Genomic DNA, 20,683 nt, shown 5'->3' with positions numbered 1-20,683 from the left:
TTACTGAAAAGAATCTTTTGTCAATTCAGGTAAAGGTTAATAATGGAAACTATACGGCATTAGCAGGTACAAATACTGGCAATGCCACAATTAGTGATTTAGAATCAGAAAAGATTAATACAATATCTGTAAGAGCGATAGACAGAGCAGGCAATATAAGTGCAGAAAAGAAGTTTACATATTATTATGACAGAACAAAACCTGTAATAAATAATTTCAAAATTTCACCTGATACATCCGAAGAAATCCACAGTGACAATGAGGAACCGAAAATCACATTTGATGTCAGCGAAAACACTCTTAAAAATGTGAAAATTACAATAAAAAATGATGAAGGAGAGCAGAAGACAGTATACGACGGAAGTAGTGCAAAGGGGACTGTAACTGTTAATAAAGGTGTATTAAATAGTGGATTAAATGCAATATTTTTGTCAGCCACGGATAAGGCAGAAAATTATGCAACAATAAATGCAATATATTACTATTTGGATACGGATATTCCTAAAACAGGAACAATTACCGTAACACCTAAAACAAGCATGTTTAGTTATAGAAATGTGCTTCCTGTTATACATTGGGAAAGGTTTGAAGATGACTGCTTAAAAGAAGTGCAGGTAAGAATTAATGATGGAGAATATAGGACGCTTGGTATTTGGAGTGAAGGAGAGGCACAGTTAGAAGCATCTGATTTCACAGAAAAAGGTACTTATGAGTTACAGGTAAGAGCAATTGATAGGGCGGGGCATGTATCAGAGGAGATTTCAAAGACGTATTATTATAAAGATACTGTGTCAGAGGTAGATAAATATAAGCCGATTAATGTATCAGCAAAAGAAAAAATCGGTGGTAATACGATAATCAGATTTGACAATGAGTCAGGAGAATATCCTGAGGACATTGCATTTGAAATATATAGGGGAACAACACCATTGTTCGTACCGGATAGTACCGCATTGGTGAAATCAGGGGTATCCCATAAGGGAACCGTAGTATCCGGCGAAAAAGGGGTTACATATTATTATAAAGTAAGGGCAGTGACCGTGGATGGTGAAAAGAAGTACAGTGATTTCTCAGATGAGATATCATCAACAACACTGACAAATAATGAGATAAGCAACAGATGCGGTATCAAAGGTATATATGAATATGAAGGATTCTCTACACCGAATGGAAATGGAAGTATAGAACTATCCAGAGGAAATTTGGTATATGAGCAGAGCGATATAATGCTTCCAGCACCACAGCTTCCGATAGAAATCAGCAGAACGTACAATTCAGGTTCACTAGAAGTGACGGATTTTGGAAGGGGATGGAGTTGTATTTATGATGCATGCATTAGCGAGGTGTCAGATAAAATGTATTACAGAAGTGGTACTGGTGCAGTATACGAATTTACAGATGATAATAATGACGGAGAATATGAGTGTGAAGATAATTCGGAGTTGAAAATCATTAAAAAGAAAGAAACAGCTGAAAGGATTATTAAGGGAGAAGCGGAAGAAAACAAAAAGGAAGAAACATTGGTTTTTGATAGTAGCTATGTACTGACAAATAAGGAAAATGATAAGTATTATTTTGACGAATACGGTTCTTTGGTTTTAATTGAGGAAGAAAACGGAACATTTTTATATATGGAACGTGCAGGCAACGACGGACAGATTCAGGCAGTGGTTACAAGCAGTAACAGTAGGGCAGAATTTTCTTATGGGGAAAAGGATTCAGATGGAAAGAGATATATTAATAGAATTTCCATCAGTGACGGAAGTTATTATGAATATATTTATGAAAATGGTATTATGACAAAAGCTATTCATGTAGGAAACAAAGGAGGCAAGATAGAGTATAAATACGGATATGACGGCAATGGAAGGCTTAATACCATAACTGATGCTATGAGAAATGAGTATCATATGGATTACAGCGAAAGCAAGGCTGTAAAAGTAACTTATCCAGATAATGAATATATTTCATTACATATCACAGATGATAACACGACTGTAAGCAAATATACCGCAGATGGCAATAAACTGTATGATGAAAGTTATGCATTTGATGTCCATGGAAAGAAGATTAAATATGTTGATGCTATAGGAAATGAGAGCAAATATGATTACAGGGGAGAATTGTTGAAAACTACGAAAAATGTGATCTCTTATTATAAAATAATTGATGGAATTGTAACGCCAGTGTCAGTGATAACGTCAGATGTTACAGAGTATGATGATAATGGAAATGTCACAATGCAGACGGATGGTGAAGGAAATATAACAAGGTATAGGTACGAGAATGATAGGGAGAATCTGCAGAAATTGCCTACGGAGATAAAAGTAGAGAGTTCAGATGGAAAAGAAATATCAAAGAAAGCATACGTGTATGATGTTAAAGGAAATATAGTAAAGGTCGTTGATTATACGACGAATACAGTATGTACATATAAGTATGATGAGTATGGAAATATTACGGAAAGTCAGGAAGTGCTGGTTGAAAAAGTGAACATTAATGGCATTTCTTTGGATGTTGCACAGGATAGTGGTGAACTGGAAAATAGTATGTTAGTAGCATCAAGAACAGAAACATATGATGAGGATGGAAATGAGCTGACAGAGGTATCATTAACAGATACAGAGTACGAAAGTATAAAAACTGACTACAATGACCTGGGAAGTGAGGATGGTTCTATTGATGAAAAAGAAATAAGTTTGGAATATATACATGATGAGTTTGGAAGGACAATAAAGACAATTGAGACATCAGGTAATAAAAGAAAAACAACAGAAAGTGTCTTTGATAAGAACGGAAAGATAAAGTCATCAAAAGACGAAGTTGGAAGGGTAACAACGTATGAATATGATGGAATGGGAAGAGTCGTTAAAACTACACTTACAGTTGGGGAGGAGTTTAAAACTACAAAAATAGAATACTCTTACGAGGATGTGATAATTCATAGTGGTGGAGAAAGTCAGACTGTGAAAAATGCTAGAGTAAGTACCGTTAGAAACACAAGTGGAGAAGTTATAGGAAAGACATATACGAATAATATAGGTCAGACAGTAAGAGAATTAAGTGGTGGAGTATATGTTGATTATACATATGATAAGCAGGGACAGGTGTTTACAACATATACAGGTGGAAGCAGTGAAGATTCTATTCAAAATATTACAGAGTGCAAGTTGTCGGTTAGCGTATATGATGAAAAGGGAAATCTTACGGATACTATAATAAATCCGGAATATGTTGATGGATATTATAGGGTTGGAGAAGATTCAATTGTGACTTCAAATGTATATAATAGTATGGGAATGCTTGTAAAGGCAGTAAATGCAAAAGGATATGCCACGACTTATGATTATGATGAACAGGGAAGACTGATTAAAGTGGATTTAAATAATGAATCTTTTAACGTATATGAATATGATGATGAAAATGTCAATGATGATGGAGAATTAAAATCTGTTTCAACGATTACAACAGATGCTCTTGGAAGAAAGTCCAGAGTAGAGACAAATGGCGAAGGAAAGACGTTGTCAATAACAGATGAAAGCAATAACGGAAATATGGTTACATCATATGAATACGACACAGGTGGTAACATATCGAAAGTAAAATATACGGATGGAGGATACAAAAAGTATACATATGATGAGTATGATATTCTTCAAACGAGTGTATCATATAATAATAAAAATCAAGCTGTTAGAAGTACATTATATATGTATGACGAGGAAGATAGGCTGATATGCAGGAAGGACAGTAGGATAATTGAAAGCGTGGAGACACCTTACAGATACACCTGCTATACATATGATCAATTCGGGAGAATGGCAGGAATATCGGAAATCAATTCTAAAAATGAGCCTTCACAGGAAGAGAAAGAAAAGTATATGACAAAATATACTTACAATGTTGATGATTATGTGACAAAAATAGAGTATCCGGATAATTCATCAGATGAATTAAAGGGAATAACATTTAAATATAATAAAGATAAGTGGATAACGGAGATAGATGGTATTTTAAAAGATAATACATCTGTAGTGATAAGAGCATATGAATATTACAATGACGGAAAGACAAAGAACATAAAAGATTTTTATGGTTTCTTAGAAGGAAGGGCTGGTTACATAAAAAGAGATTATATATATGATGCATACGACAGGGTTTTGTCTATGAAATACTATAATAGTTCAAACATTGATAGAATTTTGGAACAATATGAGTACACATATGACAAGAACTCGAATATTATAAGTAGTCATAAAAAAATGATGTATGATGAAAACAAGAAAGATGAAACAAAATCATATGAATATGATAGTATGGATCGTTTGGTAAAAACAAAAACCAAGAATAATCTTACATATGAAGAAAAGATTTTTTTATATGAATATGATAGTGTGGGAAACAGGATAAAGAAGACTGAAAAAGAGTCAAATATTGTAACTGTGGTAGCCGATACATCAAAAAATGTATCAGGCACAGATATAGAACAAGTGGCAACTGTACAGGAAAAGATTATTTCTACCGTATATATTTATAATGATTTAGACCAGATGATAAAATCAGTAGAAACAACTGATGGAAAGTCCTATACTACATTTTATGAGTATGATCAGAATGGAAATAGGATAAAGATAACAGATGAAATAAATAATACCATAACAGAAAATGTTTACAATGTGGAAGGTCAACTCACAGCCGTAGCCATAACTAAAGAAGAAAAGACTGTAACCATACAGGAGAATGAGTATAATGGTGATGGACAGAGAATATCAAAGAATGTAAACGGAATCAAGACCTGTTATTTCTATGAGGGAAATGTACTTTTATATACAACGGACGGAGAAGGAAACAAGACCAGCCAGAATATCATAGGACCAGAAGGAAATACCATTGCAAGTGTAAGGTATGATGATGGGCAAAAAGTGTATTTTTATTCCAAAGATATACAGGGAAGTACATCCGTAATCACAGATGATGAGGGGATATATGTAACATCCTATGAGTACAGTGATTTCGGTGAAACTGAAAAACAGGGAAATGCGTACTTTTATAATGAGATATGTTATACTGGTTGTGTATATGATGGAGAAACGGGACTATATTATCTAAATGCAAGGTACTATAATCCGGATGATGGTGTTTTTCTAAGTCAGGATACATACAGGGGAGAAGATACAGAGTCTGCAACATGGAATCTGTATGGATATTGTGCAGAAAATCCGATAAAGTATGCAGATCCAAGTGGACATGGAAGGGTAATCGTATCAGGAGGCGTTTATTCAAAAAAAAAGAAGGATGATAATAAATACTATTATGAATTCATTGAACCGGCATTGAAAGAAATATATGAACATCAAAGTCAAAAAATTAACTGGTATGTAGCAGATAATGGATGGACTAAAGGGGATAAGAATGAAATAAGAAGAGTGGCTAAAAAGTCAGGCAATATGGTTGATTTAAAAGTGAGATTCTTTAAATCAAAATCGGAATTAATTCTGCGTCTGAATCAAAAAACATATGAGAAACAAAAGATAACAAATTTTACAGTGTATTCGCATGGATTTGTGGGATATCTGGATTTCGGGTACAATGGTAAAAATGGTAATGATGTTAGGTTTAAGCTATATCGTTCTGACATAGGATACATAAAAAAACAATCTTTTTCAAAGCCTGTGTCAACTTTTTATTCTTGTCAAACAGCAGCAACGGATGAAAATGGTAAGAGTTTTGCAAAACAGTGGCAGAAGCGAATCGGAGGTATTACAAATGCATATGCATGTAAAACTGATTATAGTAATATTAATCATAAATACAATCTACGTATTACAAATTTTATTTATTATGCGTTTGGGAGACACTCAAAAGCATCGATTACACCATCATTAAATTATCCAACGGGAACTTTACCGGTTTCATACGGAAAGTAGTAAAAATAGGAGAAAAATAGAAAATGAACGTACAAATACTTAATGAATTATATTTTGAAACCGAATATATAAAATTACTTCATATAGTCCTTATGATTATGGGATGTATTTTGCTGCTATTATCAATATTTACAAAGTGCAAAGTGATTATATCCAATTGCATTTCAGCTTACTATGGAGCTTGGGCAGGAAGTATGTTGGGATATTTTATGGGAAAATCTTTAACAGGAATGAAAATAGGTGGCGTGATAGGAATTATAATTGTGTTGCTTATAAATAATATTCTTGGAAGAAAGCATATACTGGTTGTGGCGTATATGTTTTATATGCAGTGTGCATATATGTGTACATATATGATATTGTATCTTTTTAGAATTGATTATTATGTAGATATGCTTATGGGAAGAGATATACTCCTTTATGAAGAAAATCATTATTCAGCAATGAATATGTCTCTTATTATTTCATGTGTTTTTGCAGTGATAATGACAGTAAGAATGGAGAGAACACAGAGAGATAGAAATATTATTCATATGTATTATATTTTCGTTAGTGCGGTAATGGCTTTGTGCGGATTATTATCGGGTCCGGATTGGGTATATGGTTACATTGGTTCGTGGCAGGATTTCTTTTTGCCACTGTTGGGTGTGGAATATGGCATAGAAGTATTTACTATTGGCCTACTTCTTCTGGTTTTATTGGGCGTCGGATGTGGGTTACATACATGGATAGAGAATAAACGGAATGATATATAAAAGAAAGGTGCTCTGATTACTCTAAAGCTATGTTGGGGAGAACAACGTGAGTGGAAACGGTGAGGAGGCCAACAAAAAACTCCCATGTTTTGTGTTGCAATAATAATAGCAGTTGTACTAGCTGTTATTATCGCAAAAAAAGTCAAAAAAACAGGTGTACTGCAATTTATGATTATTTTATTTGGAGTACATTTAATTATAGGTGCATTTTTTGGTACTTCATATGTAGTTCATCCAGATCCGGAGGTTAATCATTGGATAACCGTGTATTTATCTATATTGAGTTTGGAGTACGACAAGGAAACAAGGATATTATTTTTTATTATAATAGTTACGACATTAATTATTTATGTTGTGGGGATGTTGAGAAAAAAGTATCGGGAATGGAAAAGTAAATCAAAGTAAATTAAATACATTTGGCATATATTTTTTTCTGTGCAAAACGACAAAAAAACGTTTCATAAAATTGTTTAAAACTATTCTGTATTGTCGAAATCGACAAAAATTGAATAAAATGCACAAAAATACTTTACAAAATCAAAAAAATATAGTAAATTATAACTACAAACAAGAAAACTAAATACAGAAAATCTTCTAAAAATATTGTCATATAAATTTAGAGAGTGCTTCGTAGAAGTTAAAGGTTGTATCGGAAACAGCTGATAACAAAAGGTAAGATGCTACGGATGGGAAGCCTGGAACATTAAAATAAATATTTTAAAGAAGGCATATAAGTAATTAGGATGTAGGAAGGTCTTACGGATAAAGAATACGAAGAAGTGAATAGAATGATAGTAGAAGTGGGAGAATGACAAGGAAGTCATTTGAAGAGAAACGGATTTATCCCCAGTTTGGAGGGAGAGGTAGTTTATTAAGTAGTTTTATTTGATAATATTTTAGAGGAAAAGGTATTTGAATCGGGGCATCCGGTACATTAACGAGTGTAATGTATCGGGTGTCCTTTTTTGTGCTTAATACATATTAACTTGCACAGGTGACTATGTGTTTTATTTATAGGCATGTATTTAAGAAAAAAGCTTAACCAATGGAATATATATATGATTAAATTTTCAACCGGTGCACACTTCGACAGACTTTTAAAAAACATATGGGTATAATTAACTTAAAAGGGGACAAAGATGACACAAACTATATACTTAGATGTTTATTTTGGATTTAATTTCCTAATGGATTTCTTAGTTTTGCTTATATTAGGAATAATAATTAAAACAAAGAAACATATTGCAAGAACCGTTATTTCTGCCATAATCGGAGGAATATATGCAACAATTGTATTAATGTTAAAGTTGGAAGGGGGGATAACATACTTTTTAACATATATGATTATGGCAGAAGTTCTTATTGTAATTGCATTTGGTGGGGACAATTTAAAGGCTAATTTAAGAAATATTGCAATTTTATATTCCATAACATTTCTACTTAACGGACTTCTTAACCTTCTGTATTTTAATTTGGAAAATAAAAATATAGTGCAGGGAGCTCAAAATACATATTATGGAAAAACAAATATTTTTATTATATTGCTTGTGGGAATAATGGTATGCGTTATTGTGAAGTATGGAAGGAAAAAAATTTTGAACTATATAAAAAGAGTAGGGAATATTTATACGGCTTACCTGTTTATTAATGACACTAAAATCTCGGCGATAGCATTGCGGGACACGGGAAACAGCCTTATAGAACCTGTCACAAAAAAGCCGGTATCAATTATTGAGGAGGATAAACTAGCAGAAGCCGATATGGAGAATATGAAATATATTTTTGTACCCTATAATACTGTTGGAAAATCCCACGGACTGATGAAAGCTTTTGTGGTAGATAAACTTGTAGTCAATGACATTACCACGGAAAAGGCAATAATAGGAATATATAAAGGAAAATTAAGCCAAAATAATAAGTATGAAATGATTTTGAACCCGGATATATTAAATAAATAAGGAGAATACAATGCTTTTAGAAACAATAAAAACCTTTGTAAATATTAATAAACTGCCATTTTTTAGTGGAATAATAATAAAAAAAGAGGGGAATTTGCATTACATAGGAGGGAATGAAGTGCTGCCACCGCCTCTTAGTGCCAAAGAGGAATATCAGTGTATAAAAAGCTTAATTGAAGAGGAAAACATGGAGGCACGTTCTAAGCTTATTGAACATAATTTGCGGTTAGTTGTATATATTGCAAAGAAATTTGATAATACAGGTGTGGGAGTGGAGGATTTAATATCCATAGGAACCATCGGACTGATAAAGGGAATTAACACCTTTAATCCAACTAAGAACATAAAGCTGGCTACATATGCGTCAAGATGTATTGAAAATGAAATATTAATGTATTTAAGAAAAAACAATAAAACTAAGCTGGAGGTTTCTATAGATGAACCGCTGAATGTGGATTGGGACGGAAATGAATTATTACTTTCCGATATACTAGGAACCGATGAAGATGTTATTTCAAGAGGAATTGAAAATGAGGTGGAGAAAAGGCTTTTATATAAGGCTATAGAAAAACTAAATACCAGAGAGAAGGTAATTGTGGAAATGCGTTACGGATTAAACAACGTTGATGGGGAGGAAATGACGCAAAAGGAGGTGGCAGACAGCCTTGGAATATCCCAGTCATATATTTCAAGATTAGAAAAGAAAATAATTAAAAGGTTAAAAAGGGAAATAGTAAAATTTGAATAAATATAATAATTAAGAATAGGGAGCCATAAATTGGGCAAATTATATCTATGAAAGATATTTTGCAGGGGGATTTTTATGGCTCTTTTTAAAGTTGAAATATGTGGTGTAAACACATCTAAGTTGCCGCTTTTAAGTGAAAAAAGAAAAAAAGAACTGTTTCAGGAAATAAAAAAAGGCAACATGGAGGCAAGGGAAGAATTTATTCAGGGAAATCTGCGACTGGTACTTAGTATTTTGCAGCGATTTTCCAACAGCAGTGAAAATGTGGACGATTTGTTCCAAATCGGATGTATCGGACTGATTAAGGCTGTGGATAATTTTGACGATACCTTAAATGTTAAATTTTCCACATATGCAGTGCCAATGATTTCAGGGGAGCTTAAAAGATTTTTAAGGGATAATGCATCCATAAGGGTAAGCCGTTCCATAAAGGACATTGCTTATAAGGCAATATATTGCAAGGAAAGCATAATAAAGGAAACTAATACTGAGCCTACCATTGAGGAAATTGCAAAGCACATTGGAGCAACACCGGAGGAAATTTTGTATGCCCTTGATGCCATTCAAAGTCCTGTTTCTTTGTACGACCCGGTTTATGACCAGGGGGGAGACACCCTTTATGTAATGGATCAGATTAGTGACAAAAAGAATAAAGAAGAAAAATGGGTGGAAAACATTGTACTAAATGAGGCTTTAAACGGTTTGTCAGACAGGGAGAGAAAAATAATAGATATGCGTTTTTTTAACGGAAAAACTCAGATGGAAATTGCAGATGAAATCGGCATTTCCCAGGCACAGGTAAGCAGATTGGAAAAAAACGCATTAAAAAGTATGAAAAATTACATGAAATAAGAGAATGTCCCGCTACAAATTGATAGACAAAACAGGGATACTGCATAAGATAATAAAAAAGGCTTTAAATGAGAATAGAGGATTTAAAAAGGAAAGAGGTTATAAACTGTTGCAATTGCAAAATATTAGGATGTGCAGATGATATAGCATTTGATATTTGCACAGGATGTATTGAGGCAATTATTGTGCCGGGACCAAGTAAATGGTGTGGATTAGTATGTAGTGATTACGAGTATGTAATCCCTTTTAAGTGTATTACCCAGGTGGGACCTGATATTATATTGGTAAAGGTAGATGAGGCGGAGGTTAAACATAAAATAAAGATGTTTTAGAGGTAATAAATACTCATAATCAGTGAAAAGCCTGGATTCTAAACCCTTGACCTTACAGGGAATATTATCTATAATTATGTGGTAAAAAAGAACCGGAGGAACAACTATGAAGTGTCCATATTGTGGAGAAGAAAATACAAAGGTTATTGATTCAAGACCGGCAGAAGAGAATAATGCCATTAGAAGAAGACGTCAGTGTGAAGTATGTAAGAAGAGATTTACCACGTACGAAAAGGTAGAATCCATTCCACTTATTGTTATAAAAAAAGATAATATACGTGAACCCTATGACAGAAGCAAAATTGAGGCAGGAATTTTAAGGTCATGCCATAAAAGACCGGTTTCCTATGAACAGATTGTTTCAGCAGTGGAAGATGTTGAAAATGCCGTATTTAACATGGAACAGAAGGAAGTTTCCAGTGCGGTTATCGGAGAACTGGTAATGGACAGATTAAAGAAATTAGACCAGGTGGCATATGTGCGTTTTGCATCGGTATATCGTGAATTTAAGGATGTAAACACATTTATGGAGGAACTGGCAAAATTACTTAAATAATTAAGTTTTAACATTTTAACCCTAAGGAGATTTAAATGCTAAATAAATTATACCCGGATACATACCTTGATTCCGTTGATGACATTGATTTTGAAATGTACTACAAAAAAGGTATTCGTGGAATAGTATCGGACATAGACAATACACTGGTGCCTCACGGAGCACCGGCAGATGAACATATAATTAAGGTTTTTGAAAAAATACATGGAATGGGAATAGATACATGTCTTATTTCAAATAATAAGAAACTAAGAGTTGAACCTTTTGCAAAGGCAGTTAATTCAAAATTCATATATGATGCTCATAAGCCTTCAAGGGAAAGCTATAAAAAGGCAATGGAGCTTATGAATACTGATAAAGAATCCACATTGTTTATTGGCGACCAGATTTTTACGGATATCTGGGGGGCAAACAGAACAGGTATAGAAACTGTAATGTTAAAGCAAATTGACAAAAAAGAGGAAATACAGATTATTTTAAAAAGAATACCGGAAAAATTAATTCTCTGGTTATGGAAAAGAAAAGTGCGTAAGTAATGAACCTACGCACTTTTTTTGTAGCAAAAGCCCGGCAAGCAATATCGTGCTCGCACGAAATATTATTTGCCGGGCGTAAGAACATCGAAAAGCTATGCTTTGAGATGTCCGCTAGCTAAAATCGGGTAGGAGTCAGCCTACTCGATGTTATGAAAAATATTTCTTTTTAATCTCTTCCACAGGCATATCTTTTCCCGTAAATAACTTAAAAGCTTCAGCTCCCTGATATAACAGCATATATATGCCGTTAAAGGTAGGACATCCATGTTCTTTGGCAATTTTTAAAAGCTTAGTTTCCATTGGATTATATATTACATCTGAAACAATAAGGTTTTCATTAAAAATTGAAAAATCCTTCACTATACAATTATCAGTATTTGGTGCCATGCCAACAGATGTGGCATTGGTTAAAATCTTACTGTTTGAGATAGCTTCGTTTAATATATCGTCATTGCCTAACTCAATAAGCTTTGCATCACAATCTGTGTTGGAATTAACCATATCAACCATTTTTTCTGCTTTTTCCCAGAACCTGTCCTTAATACTGAAAAGGTTGATTTTTTTAACACCATCTAATGCTGCCTGAACAAAGATGGAAGATGCTGCACCACCGGCACCAAGAAGAGTCATGGTTTCGCCCTTAATATCAAAACCTGCATCCTTTACTGACTGCATGTAACCTATGCCGTCAGTGTTATGACCTATGTATCTGCCATTTTCATTTACAACGGTGTTTACGGCACCAATCATTTTAGCAGCAGGAGATAAATCATCTAATAACTCACAGATTGCGGTTTTGTCAGGCATTGTACAGTTAAAGCCTGCGACATTTAATTTTTTTAATCCTTCAAAAGCTGTTTTTAAGTTATCTTCCTTAACATCAAAACAAAGATATACATAGTCAAGTCTTAAAAGTCTGAATGCTTCGTTATGCATTAAAGGGGATTTGCTATGTGCCACGGGACTTCCCAAAAGTCCGGTGAGTCTTGTATGTCCTGTAATTTCATTGATACATCCCATATGAAAATTCCACCTTTCAAATAAAATCCTTATTAAGTATAAAGTGTCAGGGAAAAAATGTAAACCTTTGCATTGACTAAATTTAAAGGCTAAACTATACTCTATTTATTGTCAACGTGGAGGTTACAAATGAAGGAAAAGAATTTCGGGAAAATAACTTTGTCAAATAATCAGGCAAGAGTTTGTGTTCCGGTTATGGGAAAAACTACGGAAGAAGTATTACAGCAGTTAAAAAGTGTCGTAGAAATGGAACCGGATATAATAGAGTGGCGGGGAGATTTTTTTGAAACCGATAACAATGAAGGATACCTGAATGTCCTAAAACAAATGAAAGACGTTAATGAAAATATTCCTGTTATATTTACAATAAGAACAGATTCAGAAGGTGGAAATAAAAAGATAGGTTGGAATGAATATTGTGATTTGTGCTTATTTATTGCAGAAAAAGGCAAAGAATTTAATGTAGAATTTGTGGACGTGGAAGTATTTAAGGATGATAAGGCTAATGAATTGATTAATAGCCTTCATGAAAAGGGAATGAATGTTATAGGTTCTAATCATCATTTTGACAAAACTCCGGACAAGGAAGAAATGGTGAAAATATTAAGCACCATAGAAAAATCAGGGGCAGATGTTTGTAAATTAGCAGTTATGCCAAGGGATAAAAAAGACGTCGAAGTGTTAATTGAAGCATCAAAGGAGACAGATGAAAAAATAAAGGCACCAATTATTACAATGTCTATGGGTGAATTAGGAGCCGTAACAAGGGTTATACCTAAAATCACAAAAACTTCAGTTACCTTTGCAGCAGGAGTAAGTGCTTCAGCACCGGGACAGCCTGGTATTAAGGTTGTGAGAAAGCTCTTACAGGAAAACAAACATTGCCCTTTGCAGGGAAACATAGCCATAATAGGATTTATGGGAACAGGAAAGACCACGGTTTCTTCTGCATTATCAAAAATAACGGGACTTAAGGAAATTGACGTGGATGCGTATATAGTAGAAAAGGCAAAAATGTCCATAAGTGAAATTTTTGAAAAATACGGTGAGGAATATTTCAGAAACTTAGAAACAGAAAGCCTTAGGGAAATTGCAAATAACAAAAATCAGATAATTTCCTGTGGCGGCGGTGCCGTGTTAAAAGATGAAAATGTGGACATACTAAAAAACAGCGGAACTATTGTACTTCTTACAGCTACACCGGAAACAATATTTGACAGGGTAAAGGATCATACCCACAGACCGATACTTAACAATGACATGAGTCTTAGCCATGTAAAAAGTCTTATGGAGAAGAGAGAACCAAGGTATCAGTCAGTAGCGGATATAAAGGTTAATGTGGATAGTAACGACAGAATTTTAACCTGCTACGACATGCTTTGTAAGCTGGAAGAAAAAGGTTGAAATATATTAGGATATATCATATAATAGGAATAACGTGAGCAATCACAGACGAACTTTTAGGAGGAAATATTATGGTAACAGCAGGCGATTTCAAGAACGGTATTACAATTGAATACGATGGAAAGATTTGTCAGATTATCGAATTTCAGCATGTAAAACCGGGAAAAGGCGCAGCGTTCGTTAGAACAAAGTTAAAAGATATTAAGAGTGGCGGTGTTGTAGAAACAACATTCAGACCAACTGAAAAATTTGAAAATGCTCATATCGACAGAAAGGATATGCAGTACTTATACAATGATGGTGATTTATATTACTTCATGGATGGAGAAACATATGACCAGATTGCCATCGGTTCAGAAAAAGTTGGAGATTCTTTGAAATTTGTAAAGGAAAATGAAACAGTAAAGATTTGTTCATGCAAAGGCGATGTATTTGCCATCGAACCACCTATTACAGTTGAATTACAGATTACAGAGACAGAACCTGGCTTCAAGGGAAATACAGCTACTAATGCTACAAAGCCGGCAGTAGTTGAAACAGGAGCTACAGTATATGTTCCTTTATTTGTTGAACAGGGCGAAACAATTGTTATTGATACACGAACAGGTGAATACTCAAAGAGAGTATAAAAAGATACCTTAAATAAAAAAACGAGACCAATGAGTGCTTGCATTCATGGTCTCGTTTTTTTATAATGACTTTAGATAATTTTTTGAAGGAGGACACGAAAGTGAAAAGAATTATTAGTATTTTATTAACGATGGCAATGATGGTGTCGTTAATATCTGTCAGTTCAACTAATTTGACAAAGGCAGATGAAAAAAGTGATTGGCAGAAGAATGCCATAACAGCTCCGGTACAGGGAAAACTTGTGGGAGCAGGTTACATTGATATAAAATTCGATGGAACATTAGAAAATGCGTCAGGTTATCAGGTTTATTTTGATGGGAAAAATGAATGTGATTTAGTTGACGGAACTAAGGCTGTGATGACATTTGATGCCAAAGGGCTTTCTAAGGAAGCAAAGTGTGAAGTATACACTACACAGGTATCTGCCCATACGGCATATGTTGTAGCTACAATGGACGATGGAACAGAGGTTAAAAGTGATGAAGTAACTTTTTACGTTTCCAAAAAAGGTGTTGCCCTTGGTGCTGATATGAGTTCAACAGTTAAATTAAGTGATATGAACTGCGCATGGTATTATAACTGGGCACCAACACAGTTTAATTCCGTAGTTGATAATTTTAGCGAAATTCCTGTTGCACCTATGATATGGGGTAAGGATGTAATGGAGCATATTCCTGACATTACATCAAAGGATAAATATATACTTGGATTTAATGAGCCGGATCATCCTGAACAGTCTAATCTTACGGTGGATGAAGCTGTAGAACTGTGGAAAGACATTACAGCTACAGGTCGTAGAACGGTAGCTCCGGCTGTAGCATCAAGTACAGAGTGGTTAGATGCATTTGTTAAAAAGGTAGATGAGGACGAGAATTTAAGATGCGATGCAATACCTATGCATTTTTACACAGCCTTTCCTGAAAAAGGACAGGCTCAGGTATTACTTAACAAAATTGATGAATTGTATAAAAGATATAACAGGCCAATCTGGCTGACTGAGGTTTCAGTATGGGGACAGCATCCGGTACTTACTAACAATAGTTATCAGAATCCAACGGCAAGAAAAAATGTGGAGAATTTCATGAAGGAAATTGTGGAAGGATTAGAAGAACGTCCATATGTTGAACGTTATTCATGGTTCCCTTATAATATTAACAGTGCCAATGAAATAGACGGAGCAGCATACAGTGGAGCTTCAGCATTATTTGATTATGAAACAGGTGCAATTACCCAGTTAGGAGAGTTGTACGCAAGTTTGGGAAATCCTGAGGGCTATCAGTTATCAGTTATAACTAATAAGTATGTGGAAAAAGAGGAAACTACTACGCAGGAACCTACTACAAAGAAAAATGTAACAACACAGCCTGCTACGACGTCAGCGCCGAAAAAAAAGGCAAAACCTGCAAAGGTTTCAGTAAAAAAAGCAACTAACGTTAAGAAACTTTCTGTAAAGTTAATATGGAAAAGTGCTAAGAATGCAAAGAAATATCAGGTACAGTATTCTTTAGATAAGAAGTTTAGAACAGCAAAGAAGTATAAGACTAAGACAGTTACAACTAAAAAAGTTACTTATACAGTGAAGAAACTTACTAAAAAGAAAAAATATTACTTCAGAATAAGAGGAGTTAACGGAAAAACATACGGAAGTTGGTCTAAGGCTAAGAAAGTAAGTATAAAAAAATAAAAAAGACTATTTACGGAGGCTGAATTTTGAACATAGTAATATTAGATGCAGAAACATTATCTTTAAATAATGATATAGATTTTTCAGCATTTGATCAATATGGAAATGTTAAAATATATGGAAGCACAGGGGAAAATCAGATAGTTGAACGGATAAGTGAGGCAGATGTTGTATTATGTAATAAGACACCATTATTTGAAAAGACGCTGTGTAAAGCAACTAAACTTAAGTATATTGGGTTATTTGCAACGGGATATAATAACGTGGATTTAGAGTACACCCGTAAAAAGGGAATAACGGTATGTAACGCAGGAAGCTATTCCACAGAGGCGGTGGCACAACATGTTTTTGCATTTATTCTTCATTTTTACAACAAGATTTCAAGGTATAATTATTTTGTACAAGAAGGCGGATGGATAAAAACCGACAAATTTTCCCCGTTTATGGAAATGAAGGAATTAAGTGGAAAAACTATAGGCATAATAGGATATGGCTCTATTGGAAAGAAGGTGGCTCAAATTGCAAATGCCTTTGGCATGAATGTGCTTGCCTACAGTCGAAGTGCACTAAAAAATGAGGGCACAATACTAAAAAATGAGTCATTTGCAGAATATGCACAGGTTGATACAATTCTTAAGAAGTCAGACATTGTTACAATGCACTGCCCATTAAACAGGGATTCGGAAAAAATGTGCAACAAAGAATTCTTTTGTAAAATGAAGCGTGATAGTTTGTTCATTAACACATCCCGTGGAGGTGTGGTGGATGAGGATGATTTAGTCTATGCCCTTAACCATGATGTTATATGTGGAGCGGCATTAGATGTGGTATCAAAAGAACCGATGGCGCCTAATTGTCAGTTACTTAATGCCAAAAACATTATAATCACTCCTCATGCTGCATGGGCTCCGTTGGAGACAAGAACGCGACTTATTAAAATCGTTTCAGAAAATTTGCAAAAATGGCTTGCAGGAACCCCTATAAATGTTATAGAATAAAACAAAAGGGGCGTCGGTTAGAACACAAAATCTAATACGTTTTGATATGGGAGAGCGGATATTTCCCAAATTGTATTAAAATTTTATATCTTAAAGGAGGAACAATCATGAAAAGATTGGCAAAGAAATTTGCAGCATCAGTTCTTGCACTTACACTTGTAATTGCTATGGGAACTACATGTTTTGCAGCAACTTGGGGCAGCTACTTTGTTGCTACAGAAGGATGGTACGAAGGAGCAGAAGGAAAGTTAACATCAAACAAGGCATCAGGCTTTACAGCAGCTATTGATTCTGTAGGCTGGATGGGTGTTTGGGGAGCTCAGGTTTACATTGATGGAGCTAAAAGCGGAAATGCTAAAAACATTAATGTAAAGAAGGGACAGACATACACACTTTCATTTACAATTAAGGCAACAAATATCACAAAGTTTGCATATGTTAAGGTTGCTACAGGTGATACATTAGCATACTCAACATGGGTAAAGATTCCAGCTAACAAGACAGTTAAGGTAAACAAGACATTTAAGGCAAAAGCTAATGCAAACTCAGTTTATTTTGGACTTGGTGGAGATATCGGTGACAGAGAAGGTGTATCAGAAGACGGAGATGCCACTACAAGATATCAGGTATTTAGAAAACAGTTTAAGCAGGAACCAGCAGACGGACTTGCAGTTGATGCTAATGGAGATTACTCATCATCAACGTTAATTACTGTATCTAAGTTTACATTAGTTCAGCAGCCAAAGATTAAGTCAGTTAAGTCAACAAAGAAGGGCAAAGTTACCGTTAAGTTTGCAAAGGCTGCAGGAGCTTCAAAATACAAAGTGAAAGTTGGAAGAAAGGTAACTACAACTAAAAAAACAACAGTTACAGTTAAAGCTAAGGCTGGAAAGAAAGTAAGTGTACAGGTAGCAGCAGTTGCAAAATCATCAGGTGTTGCAGGTGCATATAGTGCAAAGAAAACAGTTAAGGTTAAAAAATAATATAATACTGTTTACAGTATATGAAAAGGATCGTTGCATGACGGTCCTTTTTACGTTATAATACCAAAAAATTAGGCATTTGATATAAAGACTATTATAAGTCGGAAGAAGTCGAACGATTTTTTACATTTTTAGGAAAAAATAGTGTATAATAATATTGATAAAAAAATAATACACCAAAGTGTGGTAAGGGGGAAATACAATGATTGACAAAGTTATTGAGAACAACAGAGTGAGTATTATAGGAGAAATCGTATCAGAATTCAGATTTAGCCATGAAGTTTTTGGAGAGGGATTTTACATAGTTGATGTGTCTGTAGACCGACTAAGTGATTTAACAGATGTAATTCCGTTAATGGTATCTGAGAGACTGGTAGATATTAACGAAGACTACCAGGGCAGACTGGTAGAGGTTTCAGGTCAGTTTAGATCCTATAACAGGCACGAGGGGACAAAGAACAAGCTGGTTCTTTCCATATTCGTAAGAGAATGGGAAGAGGTAGAAGAGAATCTTGAGTCAGGAAAAACTAATCAAATCTTTTTGGATGGATATATCTGTAAGGCACCAATTTACAGAAAAACGCCATTAGGAAGGGAAATTGCTGATTTGCTTATTGCTGTAAATCGCCCATATGGAAAGTCAGATTATATACCTTGTATTGCATGGGGGAGAAATGCGAGATATGCATCTAACTTTGAAGTGGGAGGACATATTCAAATCTGGGGAAGAGTTCAGAGCAGGGAATATGTAAAGAAGATTAGTGAGGAAGAGACTGAAAAGCATGTAGCCTATGAAGTTTCGGTAAGTAAGTTAGAATATATTGATGATTAAAAATATACTGTTGTGTTTAGTTCCGGTAAGGAGCAATCCACAACAGTATATTTTTTTGAATTAAAAGAAAAAAATCTGACGGTTAAAATATAAGATATTCAGGAAAAGATGTAAAAATGATTTTATGTATATAAGGTATGAAAAACTGAATTGTGATAATTATACCAATATATGGTAGTGGTTATAAATAAAATATGTGAAAAAAATCACATTTGAAATGGATAAAAGTATTTTTATTTGTGAAAAGTGCGTAATTGAAACATTTTTATATTGATTATCTTTATAAAAAATGTTACAATACAGGTAACTGAAAATTAGGCGTTTTCAAAAAAGGAGAAATATTTAAAGGAGGAAATGAAAATGAGAAATATTTTCAAGAAAGCGTTAGCAGGAACAATGTCAGTTGCATTGGTTGCATCTTTATTTGTAGGAGCTGATGTTAATAAGACAACAGTAAAGGCAGAGGATGGACAGTTATCATCATGGCAGGTATATCAGTCAGGAACTGCACCACATGCTTGGGGTGATTATGAGGAGTCAGCATATAATTCAATTACTTTTACTGATTCAGCTAATACAACAGTTACAAATTTCAATTCAGCAACAACAAATGCCAATGGTGAAGTTGTTGGAGGAATAACTGATTCAGGCGTGGTTGCAAATGGTTTTGCAGCTAATATCAAGAGCAATGGTTGGCAGGCAGACTATGGTAATGGTTTAAACAATCCATGGTCACTTAGAATGACAATGGATAATATCAAACTTACAGAGGGTCATATTTATAATATTTCATTTAAGGCAAAAGCTACATCAACTAAGTATTTTAACCTTGCATTTAATACAGGTTCAGGTGACTATATGTTTGGTGAAACAGAAGCAGAACTTGGAACTGATGAAAAGACATTTACATACACCGAATTTAAGAGCCAGGCAACAACATCTTTACAGATGGTTATTTCATTAGGAGCTTTCCCGGTTGTAAATGAAAATGTAAAGGCTAAAGAAGCAAACTGGACAGGTACAGTTACATTCTCAGATATCACTTTTGAAGATTTAGGTGTTGATCCGGATTATGAAAAGGCACCGGAAATTCCAACAGAAAAACCTACAGTTAAGCCAACTGAGAAACCTACAGTTAAGCCAACTGAGAAACCAACAGTAAAACCTACAGTTAAGCCAACAACAAAGCCTACTGTAAAAACACTTGCAAAGGTTAAAGGTCTTAAGGCTGTAAACAAGAAAAAAGGAACTGTTAAGCTTTCATGGAAGAAGGTTTCAAAGGCTAAGAAGTACCAGATTAAGGTTGGAAGCAAGACATATAGCGCAAAGAAGAATACATTAACAGTTAAGAAACTTAAAAAGGGTAAGAAATACACATTTAAGGTTCGTGCAATTGCAAGTGGATACAAATCAAGTGCATGGGTTAAAAAGTCAATTAAAATTAAAAAATAGTTTTTGACAGCATACT

At 34.4% G+C, this 20,683-nt stretch carries 16 protein-coding genes; 15 read left to right on the top strand and 1 reads right to left on the bottom strand.

Features of this window, described 5'->3' with window-relative positions:
* Positions 1–17 precede the first annotated feature (17 nt).
* The 8 genes from DWW68_RS02130 (at position 18) to DWW68_RS02090 (ending at position 11,664) form a co-directional block, all read left to right on the top strand.
* Positions 18–5,927 carry an RHS repeat-associated core domain-containing protein gene (locus DWW68_RS02130; RefSeq protein ID WP_118588698.1) on the top strand — a complete coding sequence of 1,970 codons (5,910 nt, stop codon included), beginning with the start codon at positions 18–20 and terminating at the stop codon, positions 5,925–5,927.
* Positions 5,928–5,950: 23 nt separating this feature from the next.
* On the top strand, positions 5,951–6,682 hold the full coding sequence (locus DWW68_RS02125) for a hypothetical protein (protein WP_118588697.1): 732 nt from the start codon (positions 5,951–5,953) through the stop codon (positions 6,680–6,682).
* 1,139 nt (positions 6,683–7,821) lie between these two features.
* Positions 7,822–8,640, top strand: a complete 819-nt coding sequence (locus tag DWW68_RS02115; RefSeq protein WP_118588695.1) for a sigma-E processing peptidase SpoIIGA — start codon at positions 7,822–7,824, stop codon at positions 8,638–8,640.
* A 10-nt stretch (positions 8,641–8,650) separates the two neighbouring features.
* The gene (gene sigE / locus DWW68_RS02110) at positions 8,651–9,388 is read left to right on the top strand and encodes an RNA polymerase sporulation sigma factor SigE (RefSeq protein WP_118588694.1); all 738 of its coding nucleotides are present in this window, start codon (positions 8,651–8,653) and stop codon (positions 9,386–9,388) included.
* 75 nt (positions 9,389–9,463) lie between these two features.
* Positions 9,464–10,240 carry an RNA polymerase sporulation sigma factor SigG gene (gene sigG / locus DWW68_RS02105; RefSeq protein WP_118588693.1) on the top strand — a complete coding sequence of 259 codons (777 nt, stop codon included), beginning with the start codon at positions 9,464–9,466 and terminating at the stop codon, positions 10,238–10,240.
* Between the two features lie 68 nt (positions 10,241–10,308).
* Positions 10,309–10,572 (top strand): YlmC/YmxH family sporulation protein, encoded by a 264-nt coding sequence (locus tag DWW68_RS02100; protein ID WP_021953193.1) that lies wholly within the window; start codon positions 10,309–10,311, stop codon positions 10,570–10,572.
* Between the two features lie 106 nt (positions 10,573–10,678).
* The gene (gene nrdR, locus DWW68_RS02095; protein WP_021953192.1) at positions 10,679–11,128 is read left to right on the top strand and encodes a transcriptional regulator NrdR; all 450 of its coding nucleotides are present in this window, start codon (positions 10,679–10,681) and stop codon (positions 11,126–11,128) included.
* 35 nt (positions 11,129–11,163) lie between these two features.
* Entirely contained in the window at positions 11,164–11,664 is a 501-nt protein-coding gene (locus DWW68_RS02090) for a YqeG family HAD IIIA-type phosphatase (RefSeq protein ID WP_118588692.1), read from the top strand.
* A gap of 147 nt (positions 11,665–11,811) precedes the next feature.
* On the opposite strand, the gene DWW68_RS02085 is transcribed toward DWW68_RS02090, so the two are convergent.
* Positions 11,812–12,684 (bottom strand): shikimate dehydrogenase, encoded by an 873-nt coding sequence (locus DWW68_RS02085; protein ID WP_186840370.1) that lies wholly within the window; start codon positions 12,682–12,684, stop codon positions 11,812–11,814.
* A gap of 129 nt (positions 12,685–12,813) precedes the next feature.
* Here DWW68_RS02085 and aroD point away from each other — a divergent pair, with 129 nt between their 5' ends.
* The 7 genes from aroD to DWW68_RS13565 all read left to right on the top strand — a co-directional run bounded on the left by aroD (position 12,814) and on the right by DWW68_RS13565 (position 20,667).
* Positions 12,814–14,088, top strand: a complete 1,275-nt coding sequence (gene aroD, locus DWW68_RS02080; RefSeq protein WP_118588691.1) for a type I 3-dehydroquinate dehydratase — start codon at positions 12,814–12,816, stop codon at positions 14,086–14,088.
* A 71-nt stretch (positions 14,089–14,159) separates the two neighbouring features.
* Positions 14,160–14,717: an elongation factor P gene (efp, locus tag DWW68_RS02075; protein ID WP_021953188.1), complete on the top strand. Its 558-nt coding sequence runs from the start codon at positions 14,160–14,162 to the stop codon at positions 14,715–14,717.
* Between the two features lie 101 nt (positions 14,718–14,818).
* Entirely contained in the window at positions 14,819–16,402 is a 1,584-nt protein-coding gene (locus DWW68_RS02070; RefSeq protein ID WP_158576785.1) for a glycosyl hydrolase, read from the top strand.
* Between the two features lie 26 nt (positions 16,403–16,428).
* Positions 16,429–17,400, top strand: coding sequence for an NAD(P)-dependent oxidoreductase (locus DWW68_RS02065; RefSeq protein ID WP_021953186.1), 972 nt, complete (start codon positions 16,429–16,431; stop codon positions 17,398–17,400).
* Between the two features lie 107 nt (positions 17,401–17,507).
* The gene (locus tag DWW68_RS02060) at positions 17,508–18,383 is read left to right on the top strand and encodes a hypothetical protein (protein ID WP_118588689.1); all 876 of its coding nucleotides are present in this window, start codon (positions 17,508–17,510) and stop codon (positions 18,381–18,383) included.
* A gap of 202 nt (positions 18,384–18,585) precedes the next feature.
* A complete protein-coding gene (locus tag DWW68_RS02055; protein WP_021953184.1) occupies positions 18,586–19,215 on the top strand; it encodes a single-stranded DNA-binding protein in 630 nt (209 codons plus the stop codon).
* 360 nt (positions 19,216–19,575) lie between these two features.
* Positions 19,576–20,667 carry a PT domain-containing protein gene (locus tag DWW68_RS13565; RefSeq protein ID WP_186840371.1) on the top strand — a complete coding sequence of 364 codons (1,092 nt, stop codon included), beginning with the start codon at positions 19,576–19,578 and terminating at the stop codon, positions 20,665–20,667.
* Positions 20,668–20,683: the final 16 nt, after the last annotated feature.

The organism is Eubacterium sp. AF16-48, from assembly GCF_003479405.1.
Lineage (GTDB): Bacteria > Bacillota > Clostridia > Lachnospirales > Lachnospiraceae > Eubacterium_G > Eubacterium_G segne.
The sequence above is the reverse complement of the archived record's forward strand: the minus strand, read 5'-3'. Positions and strand labels throughout refer to the sequence as shown.